The sequence below is a fragment of the Variovorax sp. R-27 genome, from assembly GCF_049913215.1.
GTDB lineage: Bacteria > Pseudomonadota > Gammaproteobacteria > Burkholderiales > Burkholderiaceae_C > Variovorax.
In genome coordinates this window covers 6,834,975-6,856,128 of record NZ_CP183984.1, presented here as the reverse complement: position 1 = coordinate 6,856,128, position 21,154 = coordinate 6,834,975, and the positions used below count along the sequence as shown (strand labels likewise).

Annotated in this window: 19 protein-coding genes and 1 pseudogene; 11 read left to right on the top strand and 9 right to left on the bottom strand. The window is 63.1% G+C overall.

Features of this window, described 5'->3' with window-relative positions:
• Window position 1: 1 nt before the first annotated feature.
• Window positions 2-925 (bottom strand): N-acetyl-gamma-glutamyl-phosphate reductase, encoded by a 924-nt coding sequence (argC, locus tag ACN9MV_RS32245; RefSeq protein WP_093055231.1) that lies wholly within the window; start codon window positions 923-925, stop codon window positions 2-4.
• A gap of 203 nt (window positions 926-1,128) precedes the next feature.
• On the opposite strand from argC, the gene sucC reads away from it, so the two are divergent.
• From sucC to ACN9MV_RS32205, 8 genes are all read left to right on the top strand, one after another.
• Window positions 1,129-2,295, top strand: coding sequence for an ADP-forming succinate--CoA ligase subunit beta (sucC, locus tag ACN9MV_RS32240; RefSeq protein ID WP_042577345.1), 1,167 nt, complete (start codon window positions 1,129-1,131; stop codon window positions 2,293-2,295).
• 10 nt (window positions 2,296-2,305) lie between these two features.
• Window positions 2,306-3,199 carry a succinate--CoA ligase subunit alpha gene (gene sucD / locus ACN9MV_RS32235; protein ID WP_007828710.1) on the top strand — a complete coding sequence of 298 codons (894 nt, stop codon included), beginning with the start codon at window positions 2,306-2,308 and terminating at the stop codon, window positions 3,197-3,199.
• A gap of 104 nt (window positions 3,200-3,303) precedes the next feature.
• On the top strand, window positions 3,304-3,987 hold the full coding sequence (locus tag ACN9MV_RS32230; RefSeq protein WP_093055233.1) for a TerC family protein: 684 nt from the start codon (window positions 3,304-3,306) through the stop codon (window positions 3,985-3,987).
• Window positions 3,988-4,015: 28 nt separating this feature from the next.
• Window positions 4,016-4,825 (top strand): Stp1/IreP family PP2C-type Ser/Thr phosphatase, encoded by an 810-nt coding sequence (locus ACN9MV_RS32225; protein ID WP_093055235.1) that lies wholly within the window; start codon window positions 4,016-4,018, stop codon window positions 4,823-4,825.
• Window positions 4,826-4,891: 66 nt separating this feature from the next.
• Window positions 4,892-5,545: an FHA domain-containing protein gene (locus ACN9MV_RS32220; protein ID WP_093174460.1), complete on the top strand. Its 654-nt coding sequence runs from the start codon at window positions 4,892-4,894 to the stop codon at window positions 5,543-5,545.
• A 51-nt stretch (window positions 5,546-5,596) separates the two neighbouring features.
• Window positions 5,597-7,852: a CHASE2 domain-containing protein gene (locus ACN9MV_RS32215; protein ID WP_426390873.1), complete on the top strand. Its 2,256-nt coding sequence runs from the start codon at window positions 5,597-5,599 to the stop codon at window positions 7,850-7,852.
• A gap of 29 nt (window positions 7,853-7,881) precedes the next feature.
• The gene (locus ACN9MV_RS32210; RefSeq protein ID WP_426393222.1) at window positions 7,882-8,685 is read left to right on the top strand and encodes a 3',5'-cyclic-nucleotide phosphodiesterase; all 804 of its coding nucleotides are present in this window, start codon (window positions 7,882-7,884) and stop codon (window positions 8,683-8,685) included.
• Window positions 8,686-8,893: 208 nt separating this feature from the next.
• The gene (locus ACN9MV_RS32205; protein WP_426390872.1) at window positions 8,894-9,409 is read left to right on the top strand and encodes a pilin; all 516 of its coding nucleotides are present in this window, start codon (window positions 8,894-8,896) and stop codon (window positions 9,407-9,409) included.
• 181 nt (window positions 9,410-9,590) lie between these two features.
• Here the strand turns inward: ACN9MV_RS32205 and ACN9MV_RS32200 are convergent, their stop codons facing one another.
• The 7 genes from ACN9MV_RS32200 to ACN9MV_RS32170 form a co-directional block, all read right to left on the bottom strand.
• Entirely contained in the window at window positions 9,591-9,947 is a 357-nt protein-coding gene (locus ACN9MV_RS32200; protein ID WP_426390871.1) for a hypothetical protein, read from the bottom strand.
• Window positions 9,948-10,509: 562 nt separating this feature from the next.
• Window positions 10,510-14,676, bottom strand: coding sequence for a PilC/PilY family type IV pilus protein (locus ACN9MV_RS32195; protein WP_426390870.1), 4,167 nt, complete (start codon window positions 14,674-14,676; stop codon window positions 10,510-10,512).
• A gap of 17 nt (window positions 14,677-14,693) precedes the next feature.
• A complete protein-coding gene (locus ACN9MV_RS32190; RefSeq protein ID WP_258352206.1) occupies window positions 14,694-15,290 on the bottom strand; it encodes a pilus assembly PilX family protein in 597 nt (198 codons plus the stop codon).
• Window positions 15,287-16,432 (bottom strand): PilW family protein, encoded by a 1,146-nt coding sequence (locus ACN9MV_RS32185; RefSeq protein WP_426390869.1) that lies wholly within the window; start codon window positions 16,430-16,432, stop codon window positions 15,287-15,289. Before ACN9MV_RS32185 ends, ACN9MV_RS32190 begins: the two co-directional genes overlap by 4 nt.
• 26 nt (window positions 16,433-16,458) lie before the next feature.
• Window positions 16,459-16,863: a fimbrial assembly protein gene (locus ACN9MV_RS32180; RefSeq protein ID WP_426390868.1), complete on the bottom strand. Its 405-nt coding sequence runs from the start codon at window positions 16,861-16,863 to the stop codon at window positions 16,459-16,461.
• A gap of 2 nt (window positions 16,864-16,865) precedes the next feature.
• On the bottom strand, window positions 16,866-17,471 hold the full coding sequence (locus ACN9MV_RS32175; RefSeq protein ID WP_426390867.1) for a pilus assembly FimT family protein: 606 nt from the start codon (window positions 17,469-17,471) through the stop codon (window positions 16,866-16,868).
• On the bottom strand, window positions 17,465-17,962 hold the full coding sequence (locus ACN9MV_RS32170; RefSeq protein ID WP_426390866.1) for a type IV pilin protein: 498 nt from the start codon (window positions 17,960-17,962) through the stop codon (window positions 17,465-17,467). Before ACN9MV_RS32170 ends, ACN9MV_RS32175 begins: the two co-directional genes overlap by 7 nt.
• Window positions 17,963-18,120: 158 nt before the next feature.
• On the opposite strand from ACN9MV_RS32170, the gene ACN9MV_RS32165 reads away from it, so the two are divergent.
• The gene (locus ACN9MV_RS32165) at window positions 18,121-19,815 is read left to right on the top strand and encodes a PglL family O-oligosaccharyltransferase (protein ID WP_426390865.1); all 1,695 of its coding nucleotides are present in this window, start codon (window positions 18,121-18,123) and stop codon (window positions 19,813-19,815) included.
• An 8-nt stretch (window positions 19,816-19,823) separates the two neighbouring features.
• Here the strand turns inward: ACN9MV_RS32165 and ACN9MV_RS32160 are convergent.
• Window positions 19,824-19,943: pseudogene (locus tag ACN9MV_RS32160) on the bottom strand (cyclic pyranopterin monophosphate synthase MoaC); the annotation flags it as partial.
• A 284-nt stretch (window positions 19,944-20,227) separates the two neighbouring features.
• On the opposite strand from ACN9MV_RS32160, the gene ACN9MV_RS32155 reads away from it, so the two are divergent.
• Window positions 20,228-20,656 (top strand): MerR family transcriptional regulator, encoded by a 429-nt coding sequence (locus tag ACN9MV_RS32155; RefSeq protein ID WP_093174440.1) that lies wholly within the window; start codon window positions 20,228-20,230, stop codon window positions 20,654-20,656.
• A gap of 62 nt (window positions 20,657-20,718) precedes the next feature.
• Window positions 20,719-21,153: a hypothetical protein gene (locus tag ACN9MV_RS32150; RefSeq protein ID WP_426390864.1), complete on the top strand. Its 435-nt coding sequence runs from the start codon at window positions 20,719-20,721 to the stop codon at window positions 21,151-21,153.
• Window position 21,154 lies beyond the last annotated feature (1 nt).

Genomic DNA, 21,154 nt, shown 5'->3' with positions numbered 1-21,154 from the left:
CTCAGAGCGCCAGCATCAGCTTCAGGTTCTGCACCGCGGCGCCGCTGGCGCCCTTGCCGAGGTTGTCGAGGCGGGCAATCACCACGGCGTGGCGATGGTCCTCGTTGGGGAACACGCGGATCTCGAGCTCGTTGGTGTCGTTGAGCGCCAGTGCTTCGAGCTTGCCGTCCTCGGTGGGCGGCAGCACCTTCACGAATTTCTCGGGCGTGTTGCTGCGCGCGTAGTGCGCGGCCAGCGCATCTTGCAGGTCGCCGGCCTTCGGCTTGCCGGGCAGCAGGTCGAGGTGCAGCGGCAACTGCACCAGCATGCCCTGCTTGAAATTGCCCACCGACGGAATGAAGACCGGCCGGCGGGTGAGGCCGGTGTAGGTCATGATTTCGGGAATGTGCTTGTGCTTCAGGCCCAGGGCGTAGATCTCGTACGGCGGCGCTTCGCCTTTTTCGTAGGCCTCGATCATGGTCCGGCCGCCGCCCGAATAGCCGCTCACGGAGGGCAGCGAAACGGGGAAGTCGACCGGCAGGATGCCCGCGTCGACCAGCGGGCGCACCATGGCGATGGCGCCGGTGGCGTAGCAGCCGGGGTTGCCGACGCGCTCGGCCTTGGCTACGGCCTGCCAGTGGCCTTCGGTGAGTTCGGGGAAGCCGAACACCCAGCCGGGGGCGATGCGGTGCGCCGTGGAGGCGTCGATGATCTTGGGCTTCTTGCCGGGCAACTGGTCGATCAGCGCGACCGATTCGCGCGCCGCGTCGTCGTGCAGGCACAGCACCACCAGGTCGACGCCGGCCATCAGTTCGCGCTTGGCGTTCACGTCTTTTCGCAGCTCGGGCGCGATGCTCACGAGTTCGATCTGCGGCATTGCCTGGAGCCGTTCGCGAATCTGCAGGCCGGTGGTGCCGGCTTCGCCGTCGATGAAAACCTTGGCCATGATGGAGGGTGCCCCGGGTAACTAGAAGAAAGTACGTATTGCCCGCAACCCCACGTACAGTATTGGTGCGGCGCACCATGATACAGTCCGCGGTTGTTCGCCGCCCCCGGCCGTCAGGCCGCCGTCGCCCGCGAGCAACAGAGCAGAAACACTCTCACCCAGATCTCCCGTTCTCAACCTCCTCCTTCCGAGAGACATCCCTCATGAAGATTCACGAGTACCAAGGCAAGGAAATCCTTGCCAAGTTCGGCGTGCCGGTGCCGCGCGGCATCCCGGCCTATACGGTTCAGGAGGCGGTGGAAGCCGCCCAGAAACTTGGAGGCCCGGTCTGGGTCGTCAAGGCCCAGATCCACGCGGGTGGCCGCGGCAAGGGCGGTGGCGTCAAGGTCGCCAAGTCCATCGAAGACGTCAAGAAGCTCGCCGGCGAAATCCTCGGCATGCAGCTCAAGACGCACCAGACCGGCCCCGAAGGCCAGAAGGTCCGCCGCCTCTACATCGAAGACGGCGCCGACATCAACAAGGAATACTACGTCTCGGCCGTGACCGACCGCGCCACCCAGAAGGTGGCCTTCATCGCTTCGAGCGAAGGCGGCATGGACATCGAGGAAGTGGCCCACTCCTCGCCCGAGAAGATCATCACGGTGTTCGCAGACCCCGAAAAGGGCCTGACCGACGAACAGGCCAAGCAGATCGCCGACGGCATCGGCATGCCGGCCGATTCGACCGCCCAGACGGTCGACATCCTCAAGAAGCTCTACACCTGCTACATGGAGACGGACGCCTCGCTGGTCGAGATCAACCCGCTCAACCGTGACAGCAAGGGCAACGTCATGGCGCTGGACGCCAAGTTCAACTTCGACAGCAACGCGCTGTTCCGCCACCCCGAAATCGTGGCCCTGCGCGACCTCGACGAAGAAGACGCTGCCGAAGTCGAAGCCTCGAAGTTCGACCTCGCCTACATCTCGCTGGACGGCAACATCGGCTGCCTGGTGAACGGTGCCGGCCTGGCCATGGCCACCATGGACACCATCAAGCTGTTCGGCGGCGAGCCGGCCAACTTCCTGGACGTGGGCGGCGGCGCCACCCCCGAGAAGGTCACGGAAGCCTTCAAGATCATGCTGAAGAACAAGAACGTCGAGGCCATCCTCGTCAACATCTTCGGCGGCATCATGAAGTGCGACACCATCGCCACCGGCGTGATCGCAGCCTGCAAGGCCGTGAACCTGCAAGTGCCGCTGGTCGTTCGCATGAAGGGCACCAACGAAGTCGAAGGCAAGAAGCTGCTGGCCGATTCGGGCCTGCCGATCATCAGCGCCGACACCATGGCGGAAGCGGCCCAGAAGGTCGTGGCAGCAGTCAAGAAGGCCTAAGGAACAAGTCATGTCGATCTACATCAACAAAGACACCAAAGTCATCACGCAAGGCATCACCGGCAAGACCGGCCAGTTCCACACCGAGAAGTGCCAGGAATACGCGAACGGCAAGAACGCCTTCGTGGCGGGCGTGAACCCGAAGAAGGCCGGCGAGTCGATCTTCAACATCCCGATCTTCGGTTCGGTGAAGGAAGCTGCCTCGCAAACCGGCGCCACGGTGTCGGTGATCTACGTGCCGCCGGCAGGCGCCGCGGCCGCCATCTGGGAAGCCGTCGAAGCCGACCTGGACTTGGCGATCTGCATCACCGAAGGCATCCCGGTTCGCGACATGCTCGAAGTGCGCAACAAGATGAAGGCCAAGGAAGCGGCCGGCGGCAAGAAGACCCTGCTGCTGGGCCCGAACTGCCCCGGCCTGATCACGCCCGACGAAATCAAGATCGGCATCATGCCCGGCCACATCCACCGCAAGGGCCGCATCGGCGTGGTCTCGCGCTCGGGTACGCTGACGTACGAAGCCGTGGCTCAACTGACCGAAATCGGCCTGGGCCAATCGTCGGCAGTCGGCATTGGCGGCGACCCGATCAACGGTCTGAAGCACATCGACGTGATGAAGGCCTTCAACGACGACCCGGACACCGACGCCGTCATCATGATCGGCGAAATCGGCGGCCCGGACGAGGCTGACGCAGCCCGCTGGTGCAAGGAACACATGAAGAAGCCGGTCGTCGGCTTCATCGCCGGTGTCACCGCCCCTCCCGGCAAGCGCATGGGCCACGCCGGCGCGCTGATCTCGGGCGGCGCCGACACGGCTGATGCCAAGCTTGCCATCATGGAAGAATGCGGCTTCACCGTGACGCGCAACTTCTCGGAACTGGCCAAGCTGCTCAAGGCGCAGCTCTAAAACGGAAAACGGCAGCAACATGCCGTAGGACCACGCAGAAACAAAGAAGCGCCCGCACTGGATTGCGGGCGCTTTTTTCAATAAAACACAGTGGGATCAGAGACATGGAAATTCTTCAAAGCACAGACTTCTGGTTAGGTCTGCTCAAGATCGTCTGGATCAACATCATCCTGTCGGGAGACAACGCGGTGGTGATTGCCATGGCGGCGCGTTCGTTGCCGCCCGCGCAGCAGAAAAAGGCCGTGCTCTTCGGCTCGGGCGCGGCCGTGGTGCTGCGTATCGTGCTCACGGTGGTGGCGGCCAAGCTGCTCGCCCTGCCTTACCTGCAGATCATCGGCGGCCTGCTGCTGCTGTGGATCGGCCTGCAGCTGCTGAGCGAGGACGACGAGGGCGAGGGCGAATCCAAGGAATACGGCAGCATGATGGCCGCCGTGCGCACCATCCTGCTGGCTGACCTGGTGATGAGCCTGGACAACGTGATTGCCGTCGCGGCCGCCGCGCAGGGCAGCATGGTCCTGCTGGTCCTCGGCTTGGCAATCAGCATCCCCTTGGTGATTTTCGGCAGCACGCTCATGATCAAGCTCATGGAACGCTTCCCGATCATCGTCATGCTGGGCGCCGCGCTGATCGGCTGGGTTGGTGGCGAAACCATCGTGCAGGACGCGGTGCTGCGTGACACGCTGGCGGCCAACCCCTGGTTGCACTACGCGGCTGCTGCTGCTGGTGCGTTGCTCGTCGTGGCCGGTGGCCGCTTGCTGCAACGGCGCGCACGCGCCGCTGCGCACTGAGTTTTCAAGAAGTCGGCACTGACAAACCATGGCGAGTGTCGGCGTTTCCCTGTTCTCCACCCGCCCTCCGCTGACCTGGGAATTCGCCGCCCTGACTGACGTCGGGCGGACGCGCGCCCATAACGAGGACGCCGTGCACGTGGACTCCGCCCTGGGATTGGCCTTGCTGGCCGACGGCATGGGCGGCTACAAGGGCGGCGAAGTGGCGAGCGCGATGGCTGTCTCGCTGATGCATGCCAGCTTCGGCCGGTGGTTCGCCCAGGCCGGGATGCAGGCGCCGACCCGCGTGATCCGGCGGGCGCTGCAGGCGGCCACGGACGAGGCCAACAGCTCGATCCTGCACGCCGGCATGACCAATCACGAACTGCAGGGCATGGGAACGACGCTGGTGCTCGCGGCGTTCCGGCCGCAGCGCGTGCTGGTCGGCCACATCGGCGATTCGCGGTGCTACCGGGTGCGCAACAACAAGCTGGAGCTGCTCACCCGCGACCACTCGCTGCGCCAGCAGCAGCTCGACGCCGGCGCCATCACCGCCGAGGAAGCCCTGAATTCGCCCACCCGCAACCTTGTGACGCGCGCCGTGGGCGTGGAGGCCCAAGTCTTGCTGGAAATGCACGAACACAGCGCAAGACCGGGCGATCTCTATATGCTTTGCTCCGACGGGCTCAGCGAGATGGTTTCGGATGAGCAGCTTTTCACGCTTCTAGGACACGATGTCGGGCTTCAGAAAAAAGCATCACTTTTGGTTTCAATTGCCAATGACAATGGTGGACGGGACAACATCTCGGTTGTCCTTGCCAGCGCGAGCGTTGCAGAAGCGCCTCGCACGGCCAAGTAGCAGGCCCTGGCGGCAATCCGCCAATGTGCTTGCCGTCATTCAAGCTCTGGATTCGGGGAGTCGGCAATGCCGAAGATGATCATCTCGGTCGATGGCGTTGTCATCGGGCAAGTGGCGCTTGCCAAGGAACGCACGACGCTGGGACGCCGTGCCTACAACGACATCGTGATCGACAATCTGGCGGTCAGCGGCGAGCATGCCGTGCTGCACATGAGCGGTGGCGAAGTCGAAATTGAAGATCTCAACAGCACCAACGGCACCTACGTCAATGCGCTCGCCATCCAGAAGCAGGCGCTCAAGGACAACGATGTCATCGAGGTCGGGGGCTGCCGCATCCATTTCCGCGCGCGCAGCAATCTGCCCATCGGCACCGGCTCGGTCCGCTCCCCGTCGGCCGAGTACCCCTCGGGGTCCATGCCTTTGTCGTCGGCGCCAACGGAATCCGGCGCCTTGGTCGAGCTCGGCATTCCGGTGCTGCGCGTGCTCTCCGGTGCCAACGAGGGGCAAGACGTCGCGCTGCAGAAGGTCGTCACCACCATCGGCAAGCCCGGTGTCGCGGTGGCGGTGGTTACGCGCCGCCGACAGGGCTACGTTGCTGCGGGCGTCGAAGGCAACGTCACGCTCAACGGCCTGCAGCTCGGCGCCGAGGCGGTTGCGCTGCAGGAGCGCGACGTGCTCGAGCTGGGTGGCGCCACGCGCATGCAGTTCGTGCGCATCTGAGCCGCCTTTTCTTCCGGCCTGCCGCGGCGACGTGCGCATGGACGCCGCGCCGTGAGGGAACTGCGGCGGCACTGGCCGCGCATCGCCATCACCTTGCTGCCCGTGCTGCTGGCGCTGGCGCATGCCACCGGCGTCTGGCCGCTGACCGCGATCGAGCGCCTTGACCGGCTGATCTACGACATCCGCCTGCGCGCCACCATGCCGGGCACACCCGATGCGCGGGTCGTGATCGTCGATGTCGACGACGCCAGCCTGGCGCGCCAGGGCCAATGGCCCTGGGCACGCGACAAGATCGCCCGCCTCACCACGGAATTGATGACCCGCCAGCAGGCGGCCGTGCTCGGCTTCGACGTCATGTTTCTCGAGCCGGACCGCAGTTCGGGCCTCGACAGGCTGCGGGAGATGGCGAGCGGGCCGCTGGGCAACGTGCCGGGCCTGGCCGCCGAGGTCGAGCGACTGGCGCCTGGCCTCGACCATGACGCCACCTTCGCCGCGGCGCTGAGCGGCCGGCGCGTGGCGCTGGGCTATTACTTCACGCGGACCGAGGCGCCGAGTGCCAAGGGACAGCTGCCTGCTGCCCCCTTGCTGCCAGCCGGGGCGTTCCCCTCGGGCGGGATCTACGCAACGACCTGGAACGGCTTCGGTGCCAGCCTGCCGGCACTGGCGCAGGCCGCGCCAATGGCGGGTTTCCTGAATACGCTGGTCGGTGCCAACGGCGACGGCGTCATTCGCAGCGTGCCGCTCATCGCCCGCTACGAAGGCGACAAGGCGCAGCCGGGTTATTACGAGTCGCTGGGGCTCGCCGTCTACCGCCTCGCGAACGGATCGCCGCCCGTGCAGCCGGCCTTTGCGCCCGGAGGAGGCGCCACGCCGCAGCTCGAATCGCTGAGAGTGGGACGCCTGCGCATTCCGGTCGACGGCACGGGCAGCATGCAGGTGCCGTTTCGCGGCCCCGGCGGCGCGGACGGAGGATCGTTCCGCTACGTGCCTGCAGCGGACGTGCTCGAAGGCCGGCTCGGGCCGGGCGAGCTGAAGGACAAGATCGTGCTCCTGGGCGCCACGGCCCCGGGGCTGCAGGATCTGCGTGCCACACCCGTCGAGGCCGCGTTCCCGGGGGTGGAGGTACATGCCAACGTCGTCTCCGCCCTGCTCGACCATCGGCTGCTCAGCGTGCCCGATTACGCGGTGGGCTATGAGGTGCTGCTTGTCGCCGTGACGGGGCTCGTGCTGGCCTTCGGACTGTCGTTGCTGTCGGCGCCTCGCGCCCTGCTGCTGGCCGCGGGGACGATCGCCGCGCTGATCGGTCTCAACACCTGGTTGTACGTGAGCCACAGCCTCGTGCTGCCGCTGGCGTCGGCGCTGGCGATGACGGCGCTGGCCTTCGTGTTCAACATGAGCTGGGGCTACTTCGTCGAATCGCGTGCGCGGCGCGGCCTGGTGCGGCTCTTCGGCACCTACGTGCCGCCACAGCTCGTCAACGAAATGATGGAGCACCCCGGCCGCTACAGCATGCGCGCCGAGAGCAAGCCCATGACCGTGATGTTCTGCGACATGCGCGATTTCACCCGCCTGTCGGAGCAGATGGCGCCGGCCGAGCTGCAGGCCTTTCTCAACACCGTCTTCAGCCGACTCACCAACGTGATCAGCGCGCACCGCGGCACCATCGACAAATACATGGGCGACTGCGTCATGGCCTTCTGGGGCGCACCCATCGACACACCCGACCACGCCACGCTCGCCGTACGGGCTGCGCTCGACATGGCCGACGCCGTGCACGACATCAACCGCATTCACCGCGCCAGCGGCCGGCCCGAGATCAGCGTGGGCATCGGCATCAACAGCGGCCTGATGAGCGTGGGCGACATGGGCTCCGCCGCGCGCCGCAGCTATACCGTGGTCGGCGATGCGGTCAATCTCGCATCCCGCCTCGAGGGCCTGAGCGGACACTACGGCGTGCAAGTCGTGGCCAGCGGCGCGACATGCGAGCTGGCGCCCGACTACATCTGGCAGGAGCTCGACAGCGTTCGCGTCAAAGGAAAGGCACAAGCCGTTGCCGTTTTCACGCCCCTGGCCGTGCGCACGCCCGAGGCGGTGGCGCAGACCCGGCAACTGCTCGGCCGCTGGAGCGAAGTGCTCGCGGCCTACCGACGGCAGGACTGGGCGATGGGCCGAAACTTGCTGGCCCCCCTGCTCGCCGCGGATGCCAAAAAAGTCCTTTACCAGCTCTATGCCCAGCGTTTAGCCTCGATGGCGTTGCGACCACAAGACCCTGATTGGGATGGCGCAACCCGGTTCGAAACCAAATGACGACAGACACACACAAGGGGTCTCTCACAATGCAGGTTCGTGTGCTGGGTTGCTCAGGCGCCATCGCCAAAGACTGCCGCACCACCTCTTTCCTGGTCGACACGGACCTGCTCGTCGATGCGGGCACGGGCGTCGGAGATCTCACGCTCGAAGAAATGGTCTGCATCGACGATGTCGTGCTCACCCACAGCCACCTCGACCACATCGCCGCGCTCCCATTGATGCTCGACGCCGTAGGCAGCCGCCGCAAGCGGCCGCTGCGCGTGCATGCGCTGAGGGCCACCATCGACGCGCTGCGGGCGCATGTGTTCAACAACGTCATCTGGCCGGATTTCGAGAGCATTCCCAGCGTCGAGGCGCCGTTCGTGAGCTTTCACGTCATTGCCGTCGGGCAGATGCTGCCGCTGGGCAGCCGCGAGCCCAAGCTGGTCGAGGTGCTGCCTGCGGTTCACACCGTGCCGGCGTGCGGTTTTGCCGTGAGACGGGCCGAAGGTGGTGCCCACTGGGTGTTCAGCGGGGATACCGAGCGCAACGCGCCCTTCTGGGAACGTGTGAATGCGCTCGACGTCGCGATGCTGGTGATTGAAACGGCCTTCAGCAGCCGCGAGCAGGCCCTGGCCGAGCGCAGCTTGCATCTGTCGCCCGCGGTGCTGGCCGACGAGTTGGCGCACATCGGGCCGGGGAAGCAGTACCCGATCTACATCACCCACACCAAGCCCACCGAAACCGACGAGATCATGAGCCAGATCGAGGCACTGATGGACGAGCAGGTGGCGGGGCTGGCGCAGCGGGACATACGCTGGCTGAAGGCGGATGGGATCCTGACTTGCTGATGCTGGGTGATGCGTTGGCATGACAAATTTGTCACTACGTGTAGCTTTTACTGGCGAATCGTGTCACACCGTGTAACGCCAAAGTGGGTAAAGGTGACGTGTTCGGTCAGCAGGAGGCTCTGGGGATGGGTGGCACAGATGCTGCGGAAGGTACCTCGCTCCGGGCAGGTTCCCGGGCGTAACAACCAACCAACCTGGAGTTAGTTAAATGAACCGTCGTACTTTCGCCCGCCGCGCACAGGCTGGCTTTACTCTTATCGAATTGATGATCGTTGTGGCGATCATCGGCATTTTGGCCGCTATCGCGATTCCCCAGTACCAAACGTACATCGCCAAATCGCAAGTGACGCGTGTTGTTGGCGAAACCGGTGCGCTGAAAACATCGGTCGAAACCTGTATTCTGGACGGCAAGCTGACCGTCGGTGCCGCCACTACGGCCGCTCCCAACCTTTGCGACCCCCAAGCAAGTGCATCTAATCTTCTGACGGGCGCAGTGCAAGGTACCGGCGCCGCTGCCAATGGCAATGGTTATCCCCAGGTGAAGACGCCTTTGACTGGCACCGGTGGTGACACCATCACTGGCACGCTGGGCAGCAATGCAGCCGCCGCTATCGCGGGCAAGAAGATTCAGTGGACGCGTGACGCAAACGGTACGTGGACTTGCCTGACCGACGCTGACTCCAAATATGCTCCCCCGGCTTGCAAGAACGGCACTGTGACCTAAGTCACAACACTCAAAAAAGCCGCCTCAGGGCGGCTTTTTTTTTGGGGGACATACTGAGATCGGCAATTAAGAAATCTGGGGTCAGATTCCAATTGGACACAGCGTGAGTCAGATTCAAATCAAGTCGGGGAGGGAACTTCTACGGCTTGACCCGCAGCATCGCGATCGCTCGATGCACAAGTCAAATCTGGTTTGGCCTTCGCGTCGGCTTACGTTGAAAGCCTCCATTGCGCCCGCCTTCGCTCAGCGCGACACGCAACGATTGAATCGTGATGTCGACCGCTTCGATGCGCCGCCCCAACTCCTCGTTGACCAACCACACCAGGGCGCTGAATTCGGTACGCGTCGGATAAACCTCTTCCGTGTCGTTCACGTGGTGCGGAGCGATGAGTTTTTCGAGACACGCGTAGGCGCGTCGCACAACCTGCAGGTTGTCGATGTCGTCGCTTGCCTGTAGCGCGAACGATTCGGCGCAGGCAATTGCAGAAGACTCAGAAGGTGAATGAGTGTGCGCAGACGCGCGGGCGGATGTAGCCATGAGTGGCCTCCAAGTGATTGCAGTTTTCAAAAACTGCCGTCCCGAGACCAATCGGGGCGGCAGCTCGACGGGTTGGTCTACCGGGCAACCACTTGCGTGAAACCGGCCGGGCTCACGCCCGCCCGCCGAGCCGCCAAAACTGGAGGCGCCAACGACAAAGCCACAGACCCTGCGGGGAAACTGCGGCTTGCATCGCAGTGATTGCACGGGAGACCAATCCCGATCACGCCGTCTTTCGGTGTGACCGCCGCAGTATAGCCACGCAGGTGTCGTGTCGGCCGCGGATGAGCTTGGATGATTCCAGCCCAGCCCAGCCCCAGCCCAGCGCGGAAGAGTTTGATCGCCATTGAGGCGACTAGAGCGCGTCATCAATTGCTGGTGTGCCCGAACGATGGTTGAGTCGATGATGGCGCATTCGTTGTCAGCCTCCTGCGCCAAGCTCTGGCAGATCCGCAGCCATACGCCGGTTCTGCTCCAGCACGAGTGGCGCAGATGCACCACTCGGAAGTCACCGAAGCGCTCGGGTAAATCACGCCACGGAATGCCTGCCAGATACCAGCCATCAATCAATCGTCGGCACTTCCCGCCAATTCAACAACCGCAGCCCCGTCCCCTTGCCGAAGTCGATTGGCGGCTGGTTCACTTCGCCCTTCACATTTCCCGCGATACCCTGCATCCTGCCGTTGTTGTTGATGATCTGGATGTCCGTGATTGCGCTGCTGTAGCCGACGTATGCGGCCCCCGTGGTCAGCGCGGTGGTGCCGGATCCATAGTTCACCGCATAGATGCGACTCTGGCCCGAAGGGCTGCAGGCATCGCCGGTGGTCAGCAGGCTTGAAAACACCGCGACGCCATTGAACGATGTAGGCCCCAGCGTCACGCGCCAGGTAATCCCCGAAGTCGCGTCCTTGCCCAAGTCAAGGTACCAGCCCAACTTCGTTCCCAGGCTGAACACCGTGGTGCCGGTGAGATTGGCTTCGGTGAGCTCGGCCAGATCGTTGCGCGTGATCGGATAGGTGCCACCGGTACTGAAGCCCGAAGCCGTGCCGTCGATGATCGCGTAGAACGACTGACCCGCTGTCGAGTTGATGTCCACGGTATCGAGCAATTGGCCCGTGCCGAACAGCACATAGCGCTTCTTGCTCTTCGGATCGATTTCCACCAGCGGCTGTGTCGTGATCGGCTGGGCCGTATTGCTGGGATTAGCCAGCGTCGCCAGCTTCAACGGTGCCGGATAGAACCCGGTGCTGCCCCGTGCCGCAGTCACATCGAAGCGCCAGAGCTGTCCATTCAGGTCGCCGGCGTAGAGCGCATCGGCGGTGCCGTCAGTGAAGTCTGTGATGTAGGCGGTCAACTGCGTCAGGCCGGCCGACGCATTGCCTGTTTGCACCTTCTCGAGCAGCGCACCGGTCTTCGGGTTCACAAAATACACGTAGCCATAGCCGTCGGTGTTGTTGTAGCCCGAAGTGAGGACCACGACCCAGCCGTACTTCTTGGTCTTCAGCACCACTGGCGTGCCGAAGCTGTAGCCCAAGGTATCGCCGACACCGGTGGTCGCGCTCGAGAATTCCCAGAGCACCTTGGTCTTGATGTTGTCCTCGCTGGTCATGCTCGCAGGGTCAGTGACGTCGATGGCATAGAAGCCCTTGCCACCCTTGCCAAGACCGCCGATCAATACGGTGTGCCAGTCCGAATTGTTGCCCGTGGTCGTGGTGGTGAAGACTCCGCCTGCGGTATTGAAGTCAATGTCGAAGGTCTTCGGCGATGCGTCGACGTAGTAGCGATGCTCGTAGTCCGGGTTGCCGAGTTGTCCCAGGCCATTGAGCGCCGGTGTGGCGGGGCTGCTGGGCCCCGAGAACAACATGCTCGGCACGTAGGCGAACAGTTCCTGGCCTGCAGTCGTTCCGGTCAGGGCACCGTTGAACGCGTGCATCATGCCGTCGTTGGCGCCCGCGTAGACCACTGTCGGCCGGGTGGCGTAGTCAGTCTTGAACTTCGCATAGCCGGGGTTGACGGTATTCGAGAACTGGCCCGAAGGCGGTCCCACCGGTGTGACCTTCGCATTGACGATGTCGCCGAGCAGCAAAGCGCGGCGGCGGTAGGGCTTGGTATCGTCGGTGGTCGTCTTCTCTTTGCTGCGGTCGCCGCGCAGGTAGTTGACGAAGTCGCTGCTGTCGTCACCCGTCACCCACGGCGTATCGAGCGCGGTGGACTGAGCCGTCGTCAGGTTGGTTTTGCGGAAAGGCACGCCCGCAGTGCCATTCCAGGTGAGCACCCGGCGCGCGGTGTTCCAGCCGGTGCCGGCAAGCTGGTTTTCCAGCGTGGTGGAGGTGTTCCACATCTCCGTGAGAGTCGGCACGCCGCTTGGGAACGTGAGCTGGCTGCCGGAAAGCACGCCGGTCCATCCGTTCGAGTCGTATTGCGATGCATAGGATGCCGCGCCGGAAGACGACACCTGCGGGCTCGACAGCGAGAACGAAGTGGTGAACGACTTGATGGCGTTGGCGATGCTCGCGAAGGCCTTCGTCAGGCCATCCACCATCGAGTCGGGTCGACCCGCGGTGAAGTAGTTGTCAGGCCTTGCCTGGGTGGTGCCGCCATTTCGGGTGTCCGTGAGCATGTCACCGCTTGTCGCCCACCAGGCTTGCGGAATGGTGTCGTTGAAGGTGTACGGGTTGAAAGTGCTCTGCATGCTCGTGGGTATCTTCAGCCCTCCGAACTTCGCCGCCAGGTAGAACTGGTTGTTCGCCTGGAAAGCCTGTTCGAGCACGTCGACCCAGTAGGTTTGCACTGTCTGCTTGCCGACGGTGTTTGACTTGGTCGCGTCGTCAGGTCGGATGTCCTTGGTGTTCGCGTCGTAGGCAAGCCCGGCCATGCGCGCCGAGTTATTGCTGCAGCAACCGTTCGAAATATTGGTGCGCGTGCCGAGGTCGTCGCCCATGCCTTGCAGCTGGCCGACCTTGTTGGTGGCTACCACTGCATCGACGGTCGTGTCGGCCGTGACCTTTGCAGGCATCGCGGGTTCGTTCGCGTTGTTCGTATTGCCGGGCACGTTCTTGTCGGCGTGGGTGTAGATGTCGCCGATGCCCAGAACGAAGTTGCGCTGGCACGAATACTGGATCGGGTCGTCCCAATTGGTGATGACCGGAAAGCCGTCGAGGCGTTTCGCCGTCGTGTTGGTGTCGGTGGTGTTGAGGTTGCTCCACTCCGGCACGTTGCCCAGGTTGCGGTAGTAGCGCAGCGCCGCGTAGTAGAGCTCGCTGACCGGGTCGTTCGACTTGTAGTTACCGGGAATGATCTGGCCGAACTTATTGAGGTAGTTGATCACGCCGCTGTCGGCAATGGTCACGCCGTTGGCTGAGGTGGCGGTGGCGTCGGCCGGGTTGGGGTTGCGAACGAACACGCCGGTGTTCTCATCCCATTCCTTCGATGCGTTGCTGGTGTCGGGCAGGCCAGGCACCGGTTGCAGCGGCCCCACGAACTTCTGGCGTGCGCGCATCACGCCGCCGTCACGGCCGTTGCCGTCCTCGTTCAGATAGCCGAAGGCGCTGAAGCGCATGCGGCGCGCGTACTGCTGGATCAGGCCTTCGGGCTTCCAGTTGCTCCCGTACTGTTTGCAGTTGCTTTCCACGCCGCCAGGTGCGTTGGGGTTGCACACCCTGTTGCGCATCGTGTAGTCGTTGGTGACTGCGGCCCCGATGTCGCTGGTGAAGGTGTTGAAGCTGTTGCCGCCCCCAGGCCTCTTCCACAGGAATTGCATCACCGCGCCGCCGCCGTTTTCGTAGTACTCGATCTTCACGTCGAAGCTCTGTCCAGCAACCAGGGCGACGGTGGCGTCATAGTTGGTCGCGCCCTGGTCGATCCATTTGTCGATCAGCAGCACGCCGGACACCCAGAGGCGCACGCCGTCGTCTGCCCGCACCCGGAAGGTGTAGGTGCCGGTGGAAGGCGCCACGAAGGTGCCCGTGAAGCGCGCGGCGAAATTGTCCGCGCCAATGCCCGTCACGGGCGCGCCGTTGCCCCAGTCGTGGTCCACGGTGTCCTGATTCACCGTGACAGTGGGGGTGCCCGTAAGAGTCTTGTTGGCGGCGTTGTAGTACTCGCCTTTCAACGACGCACCGGATGCGGTGATGCGCATCGCATACTTGCGGCCATTGACCGAAATGCCGAGGCTGGTGGCGTTGCTGAACGGTGTGGCGCCCGCGATCTCGGTGGTGGGAAGGGTGCGGTCGTCGAACAGGCCTTGCCCCGCGTGATAGCCCTTCTCCAGGATGGTGTCGGTGGCTGTATCCACCACGCGTCTGCCGCCGGTCATTGCCCAGCGGAACGGGTCGATGGTCGCCGTGGCCGCCCAGTTCAGGAAGTTGCCGCTCCACTTCGTGCCGTCGCACTTGCGATTGGCGGCCACAGCCGTCGGATCGAAGAAGCTCTTGTCGCCGGTGTTGGTTTCGTTGGCGGTGGTGTCCACCACGTAGCTGTAGCACTTGGCCGGGTCGAAGTAACCCAGGAATGTGCTGGCGCTGGAATAGGCGGCGGTGTGCGCGGTGCGGGAGGCCGTTGGCCATTCCACAGACAGTGTCAGCGCCAGGTTGCCGGGTACGTTGGAGGTGGCGAAGACGGGTTGGTCCGCCAGGCTGGCAGCGTTGGCCAGCCCGTGCATGCCGAGGAATGCGCCGGCCAGCGCTGCGGTACCGGCGAGGCGCGCGGCAAGGATGGAAATCTTGTTCATGGTTCTTCCGCGATGCGTTATTCGGGCTTCGTGAAGGAGGACTGCAGGAAGACCTGCGTGTCGCGAGGGCCGTCCACGCGCACGCTCAGTCGATAGACCAGCGCCTTGGGCGGCGGCGGGCGCCCCGATTCCTGGACGCTGCCGCCGCGCACGTCGGTGGTGGCGGGGGCGTAGACGCAGGTGCTCTTGCTTGCGGCGCCGGAGGTGTTGCACAGGCGGTCGATGAGGTAGCGGATCTTCACGAAATCTGCGGTCCGTTCGATGGTGTCGGATGCCTTGGCGTTGTAGAGATCGTCCTTCAGAAGCGCGAGCGGAATGCCGCGGTCGTTGGAGTCGAGCCTGACCGCGCTGTAGTTCGACGCCTTCGCGTCGTTGTAGTCGGCGCCCACGGCAGACAGGGCGCCAGTGCTGAACAGCGCCAAGGCCTTGACCCCCGCTTGCTCGCCCTGGTTGACGAGGTCGCGCTTGAAGGCAAGGTTGCCGGCGCCGGAAAGTGATGTGTTCATCGAGCGCATCACCGCTACGCCGCCCGCGAGCAGGATGACAAGAACGATCAGACAGATGAGCAGCACGACGCCGCGCTCCCGGCGCTGCCGGTGCAAGGAAGTAATCATGATTTGGGCAGCAACAGGACGTTGCGCAACGGGATGGTGAATTCGACCACGCGATAGCGGTAGCGACGGTCGTCGTTCGTGAGGGTGACGGCGTCGCGTTTGAGGCCCGTGTCGCTGAACATTTCCGGAATGGTCAGCGAGACGAGGTCACGCTCGAGTGTCGCGCTGCGCAGGATCAGGCCTACGCGAACGGCCACCACCTGCCTGCTCAGCTTCCCGTCCTTCATCATGGTGCTGATGTCGAAGCCCGTGGTATCAGGTGCCTTCCACGTGTCGATGATGCCGTCCGTATTGGTGTCCAGGCCATAGAGCGCATGCATCTCCATGACGCCGTCGGCCAAGGTCTGTGGGGCGTCGGTGCCGTCGCTGCGCAGCAGGTCGTAGCCGACCAGCGTGTTGTTTGCACCGATGCCGAAGAGCTGAAACTGCACGTTGTTGGCCGCACCGTTGCCCAGCGGCGTGAAGTAAGCGCTGCCGGTGGCCGCCAGCGAGGCCAGCGTCGTGCCGACGCCTGCGGTGTAGTAGGTGCCGTTGAGCGTCACGAGCTCGTTGTTCGCGCTATCCGTAAAGGAGGAGTCGACCTGCTCGAGCAGACAGTCCGTGGTGCCGACCTGGCTGACCAGTGCGATGTCGTTCTTCTTCAGCTGCACTGTGTTGTCCAGTCGAACGATGTTGGCGCTGGCACCTGCCGAGATGATCGGGCGTGGTACGTCGCCAGCTGCGGCGTTGCCGCCCATCACCATCAGCACGTCGGATTTGCCGTCCGACGACTGCCCCTTGCCGATCAGCAGCGGTGCGATACGCAGATCGGCGACCCCGGTAGCGTTGCCGAGGAATTTCTCGAACGGCACTGGAAAAACCGTGGTGCGCGGCAGGATCGCCGTATTGCTGCGCTTGGCCTGCAGCTTGCACCCGAATACGCCCAGGTCCCACGACTGGGTGAAGCCGGAGCCGGCGCTACGACCTGCGCGGTCCAGCAGGTAGGCGGCGTAGGAGCCCGATTGATTGATGTCGTTGACGGACGTGGTCGTGCGCTTGGTCGACTCGCCGAAGATCACGGCGCTTGTGACTGCCAGTGTCACCACCAAAGCGATGACCATGGCAACCAGAAGCTCGATCAAGGTGAGGCCGCGTTCGCGCATCGCGCGCCTGGGTTGCTGAATACTTATCAAGGCAGCTCCACATGTGTCGTGAGTTGGCTGCCCGTGCTGCGCGACGGGGCCTGCCAGGTGATAGTCACGTCGGCCGCCTTGCCTGTGCCGGCGACGTCGACCTTGCCGACGCCATTGGGTAGACCACCGGTCGTCGGAGTGGCAACACGCAGCTTCCAGGCATCCAGCGCTGCGGCCGGCACCGTGGATGATTGGTTGAGCCACATCAGAGCCACCACTTCATTGGCGAGCAGCGCTGCGCGGTTGCGGTCTTCGGCATCCACCGAAAAGCTCACGGCGCGTGCCTGCAGGCCGATCAGGCCCAGTAGGCCCAGGGAAAAGAGCAGCACCGACACCAGAACTTCAAGCAGTGCGATGCCGGCCTGGCTGCGGCGGCGTGTTGTTTCGCGTAGGTGTTTCATCGCTAGGGGCAGCCGTCGGGCTGGGTGGCTGAAAGGGTTCGCGCCGGGTCGCACATGCGGACTTGCCCGCCCAGCGCGACGAGGACGCGTAGCGGTCGGTCGCCCGTCTGGCTATCGCTCATCGTGATGTCGTACTGAACGGCTGCGGCTGTGCACTTTGCGCTGGTGGGGCCCGGTGTGTCGTTCGCCACCAGGCGGCCGATCGAGCTGAAGCAGATGGAGATAGGGCCGGAGATCGCCACGCTGGAGCCGACGTCGCGCAGGATGCCCGCCTCGACAAACGCTGCTGTTGCATCTGAGTCAGCCGGGACCACAGTGCTGATAGCCCAGTTGCTGCCGGAGGCCTTGGCTGTATAGCTGGTGGTGGTTGGCTTGTCGTCCGTAAGCGAGAACACCACTTGCCGGCTGCGCCGGGTGGCTTCTGTTTGCGCCTGCCGCAAGCCGTTCTGCAGCGAATCGCTGACTGTGCGGATCTTGTTGTTGCGCACCCAGCCGAGCATGGATGGCATGGCGAGCGCCGCGAGCAACGCCATGATCGCTACCACGACGATCATTTCGACCAGCGTGAACCCCCTGCGATGACGCTGGGAGAAGCTGGTTTTCAGCATGCCTGACCCTTCTTGACGATCCAGGCAGTAGTACAGGACGTCGTCCAACCCGACCATGCGGTTGGCATGCCCGTCGTGGCGCGAATGTTCTGCTCGCTGATGGTGTAGACGACTCCGTTCGCTGGCCCGCTTCCTGTTGCAGTGAGCGTGAACGTCGTATCGGTCGGCACAACGGTTGCACAACTGATCACAAAGTTGCCGAAGGTGCGTTTGCTGGCGGCTACGCCAGCGTCGCAAGGCGGCAGGATGGTGGCGCTGACCTTCTTGTACGTGCGGTTGTCCTGAAAATACCTCTCCATGTCCGCACGCATGGTGGACAACGCATTCGTGCCGTCCACCACGTACCCGCGCCGTACATAGTCCTGATAGCTTGGAATGGCGATCGCTGCGAGCACGCCGATGATCGCCACCGTGATCATGATTTCGATCAGGGTGAAGCCACGAGACTGGTCACGGGAGGCGAGCCGGTTTCGAGCAGTTTGTTGTTTCATCAAAGACACCTTTAAGCCCCGCCCGGCAGAGCCGGAAACGGGTGGGAAACAATTACACAGAGTTGTTAAAGGATGTCTCTAGATGTTTGTTTTTGCAAAACCTTCCATCTCCCGGCAATGACCATTCGTCGGCAAGTCGGCCCGGCACAATCGACCGGATGACGTCTTACGCAGCGCACGCCAGCTCCGTTTTGCCCGCCTCCAGGGCCCTTGACGTCACCCGTACGGTTCTCGTCGCACTGCCTTTTCTCTGCCCCCTGGTCGCCGGTCCGTCCGCCAACGTGTGGCAGTTGCTGGTTTCCTGGGGTTGCCTCGCGGCGCTTCTTTTGACGGGCCCCGTCGGCTGGCCCGCTCTCGCAGTCGGAGGATGGCTGGGTCTCGGAGGCTTTCTTGTCGCACTTTCCGGGTGGGGCGCGCTGACTGCATGGGGGCCGGCCTGTCTCGCAATCGCAGGAATCGCGGCGGCGGCGAGCGTCGGCAGCGGACTGGCGCGCGACGGTCAGGCAGCTTCCTCGCTATTGGCAAAGGGTGTGCTTGTTGCCGGTCTTGTCAGCGCCGTCTTGGGCTTGCTGCAGTACTACGGCCTCGCCGAATGGCTTGTTCCCTGGACGACCTCCCCCGCGCTGGGCCAAGCCTACGGCAACCTTCGCCAGCGCAATCAGTTCGCCACATTGATCAGCATGGCCTGGATTGCCGCGCTATGGCTCTATGCCATGCACTCGTCGACGCGCACCCGGCGCGGATTGATGGCTGCGGCGCTGCTGTTGCTGGTTGCCGCAGCGGCTTCGACATCGCGCACGGGGTTACTGCAACTGTTGGCCATTGTTGGCGTGGCGAGCTTCATCGCCTGGCGGGAGCGTCGGGGCTGGCGCGTCGAAGAAACCGGGGCACGGTTGCGGCTGCCCTCGCCACTGCTCTTGTTGGCGACCATCCCGCTCTACTTCGCCATCGCCTGGGCATTGCCTCAGCTGGTGGGCGGCGGCAGCGGCGGTGTCGAAAGCATGCTCCAGCGCCTGCACACTGGCGCCCCCGACGACCACAGCCGGCTGATCCTGTGGCACAACGTGCTCACGCTGATCGCAGAGCGTCCCTGGACCGGCTGGGGCTGGGGCGAACTCAGCTTTGCGCACTACAGCACCCGGTACGCCGGTGCCCGGTTCGTCGAGATCCTGGACAACGCGCACAACCTCCCCCTGCATCTGGCGGTGGAGCTGGGCATTCCCGCCGCCGTGCTGATCTGCGGTGGCTTTCTCTGGATGGTGCTCGCCGCGCGGCCTTGGCGCGAGCGCGATCCCACTCGCCTGATGGCGTGGGGCATGCTGGGGGCGATCGTGCTGCACAGCCTGCTCGAGTATCCGCTCTGGTATGGACCGTTTCAGCTGGTTTTCGGCCTGTGCCTGGGCATGCTCTGGCCGGCCAGGCGCAGTCTTGCGATCCGGCCAGCGTTTTCATTCATCGCGGCTGGCGCCCTGCTGTTGATTGTCGGATGCGCGAGCTGGGACTACATCCGTGTCAGCCAGATCTATCTCCCGCGCGACGAACGGCTTCCGGCTTACGAGGAAGACACGCTCGCCAAGGTGAGAGGAACGTGGCTGTTTGCGCGCCAGGCGGAGTTTGCGGAGCTGACGCTGACCACCGTGACGCCTGCCAACGCCGCAGCGATGCATGCGCTCGCGCAGCGCGTGATTCATTTTTCACCTGAGCCACGCGTCATCGTCAAATTGATCGAAAGCGCTGAATTGCTCGGCTTCGAAGACGAGGCCAGGGCGCAGGCGGAACGCTTCAGGGACGCGTTCCCGTCGGATTTCGCCCGTTGGATGAGAGAGGATGCCAGCGAAGGCACCGCTCCCTAGCAGTGCGATTACGGCGCCACCCAACTCCCCGACTTCCCCCCATGCTTCTCCAACACATGCACATCGTTGATCCGCATCCCCCGGTCCACCGCCTTGCACATGTCGTAGATCGTCAATAGCGCCACCTGTGTTCCTTGATAAATCAAGGACTTAGCTTCGCCACGGCGGTCAACGCTACGTCGAAAACTCAACTTCTTGCCCACCCAATGGGACAAAACTGGGACAGAGAATTCTGCCCAGACAGAGGAAGGATAGCTCATAGGTCGCGCCCGCTGATGTTCGTTGTCGTTAGACGTTTTTGTCAGAAAGCCCGGTCGGAAGCGGTGGATAAATCTGTTGATAAACAGGGGAAAACATTGTATAAAGAGGATTGAGCAATCCTATATTTAATATAGTTCACACTGAAGCGATAATGAGCACTTACTCCACCTTGGATGCTGTGAGGCTCACGGGTATCACGCAGCCCATGCTGAACTATCTTTGTCGGGTAGGGGTGGTGGTTCCAACGGCAAGCCGGAGGCAGGGGAGGAAGGGGCATGGCCACGAGCGGAGGTACAGTTTCCGCGACTTGGTCTCCTTCAAAGTGGTCCGCCAGCTGACGGCTTCAGGCGTTTCCCCGGTTAAAGTGAAGGGGGCAATCCGAGATTTGCATGCGCTCGGGATCGCGCTCCACAGGTTGCCTTGTTCACATGTGGTCATCTTTGGAGGGAGCGTCTATCGCTGGAATGGGATCGATGACATCTACCGCTTGGTAGACGGGCAACGTGCATTCGGATTTGTTCTTGACCTCACAGCGATCCACGATGAGCTTGTTGCAGAAATTGCGGCAATGGCGGCGTAGCGTAAGTTCGGTTTGAACGCGGTAGATTCGGCCGATTAATTTGTGGCGCGAAGGGGAATTAAATGACATTGATGACGACTTACTATCCTGGAGCGTCTTCGTCGATTCTGTTCGGCGAACTCGCCGGACGTGTGGCGGAAGTTTTTGAGCGTCCGGAGAATTGCAAAAGGGAGACTATTGCTCTTCGAAACGCTTTCCGTCTCTTGGAGATGTTTCGGTATGACGCATTTGCAGGGGTGCATTCGCCGGGCATCCTTGACCTTGATGCAACCAACTTCGGCACAGACGCAGGCGACTCTGACGAGCAAGTAGTGAAGCACGCGATGATGGGGGCCGCCCACGCAGTCTATCCGGGCGTCGACAAGGACGCTGTGGTGGAAATGTTGGAACAGGTGATTTCTGCTATGGCAAAGGACGAGCCTGAAGCGACGTATCACGGTGAATTGAGAAACGCTAAGACGTTCTTCGCTGAGGTATCGAAGGCGCTGCAGGTGTAGA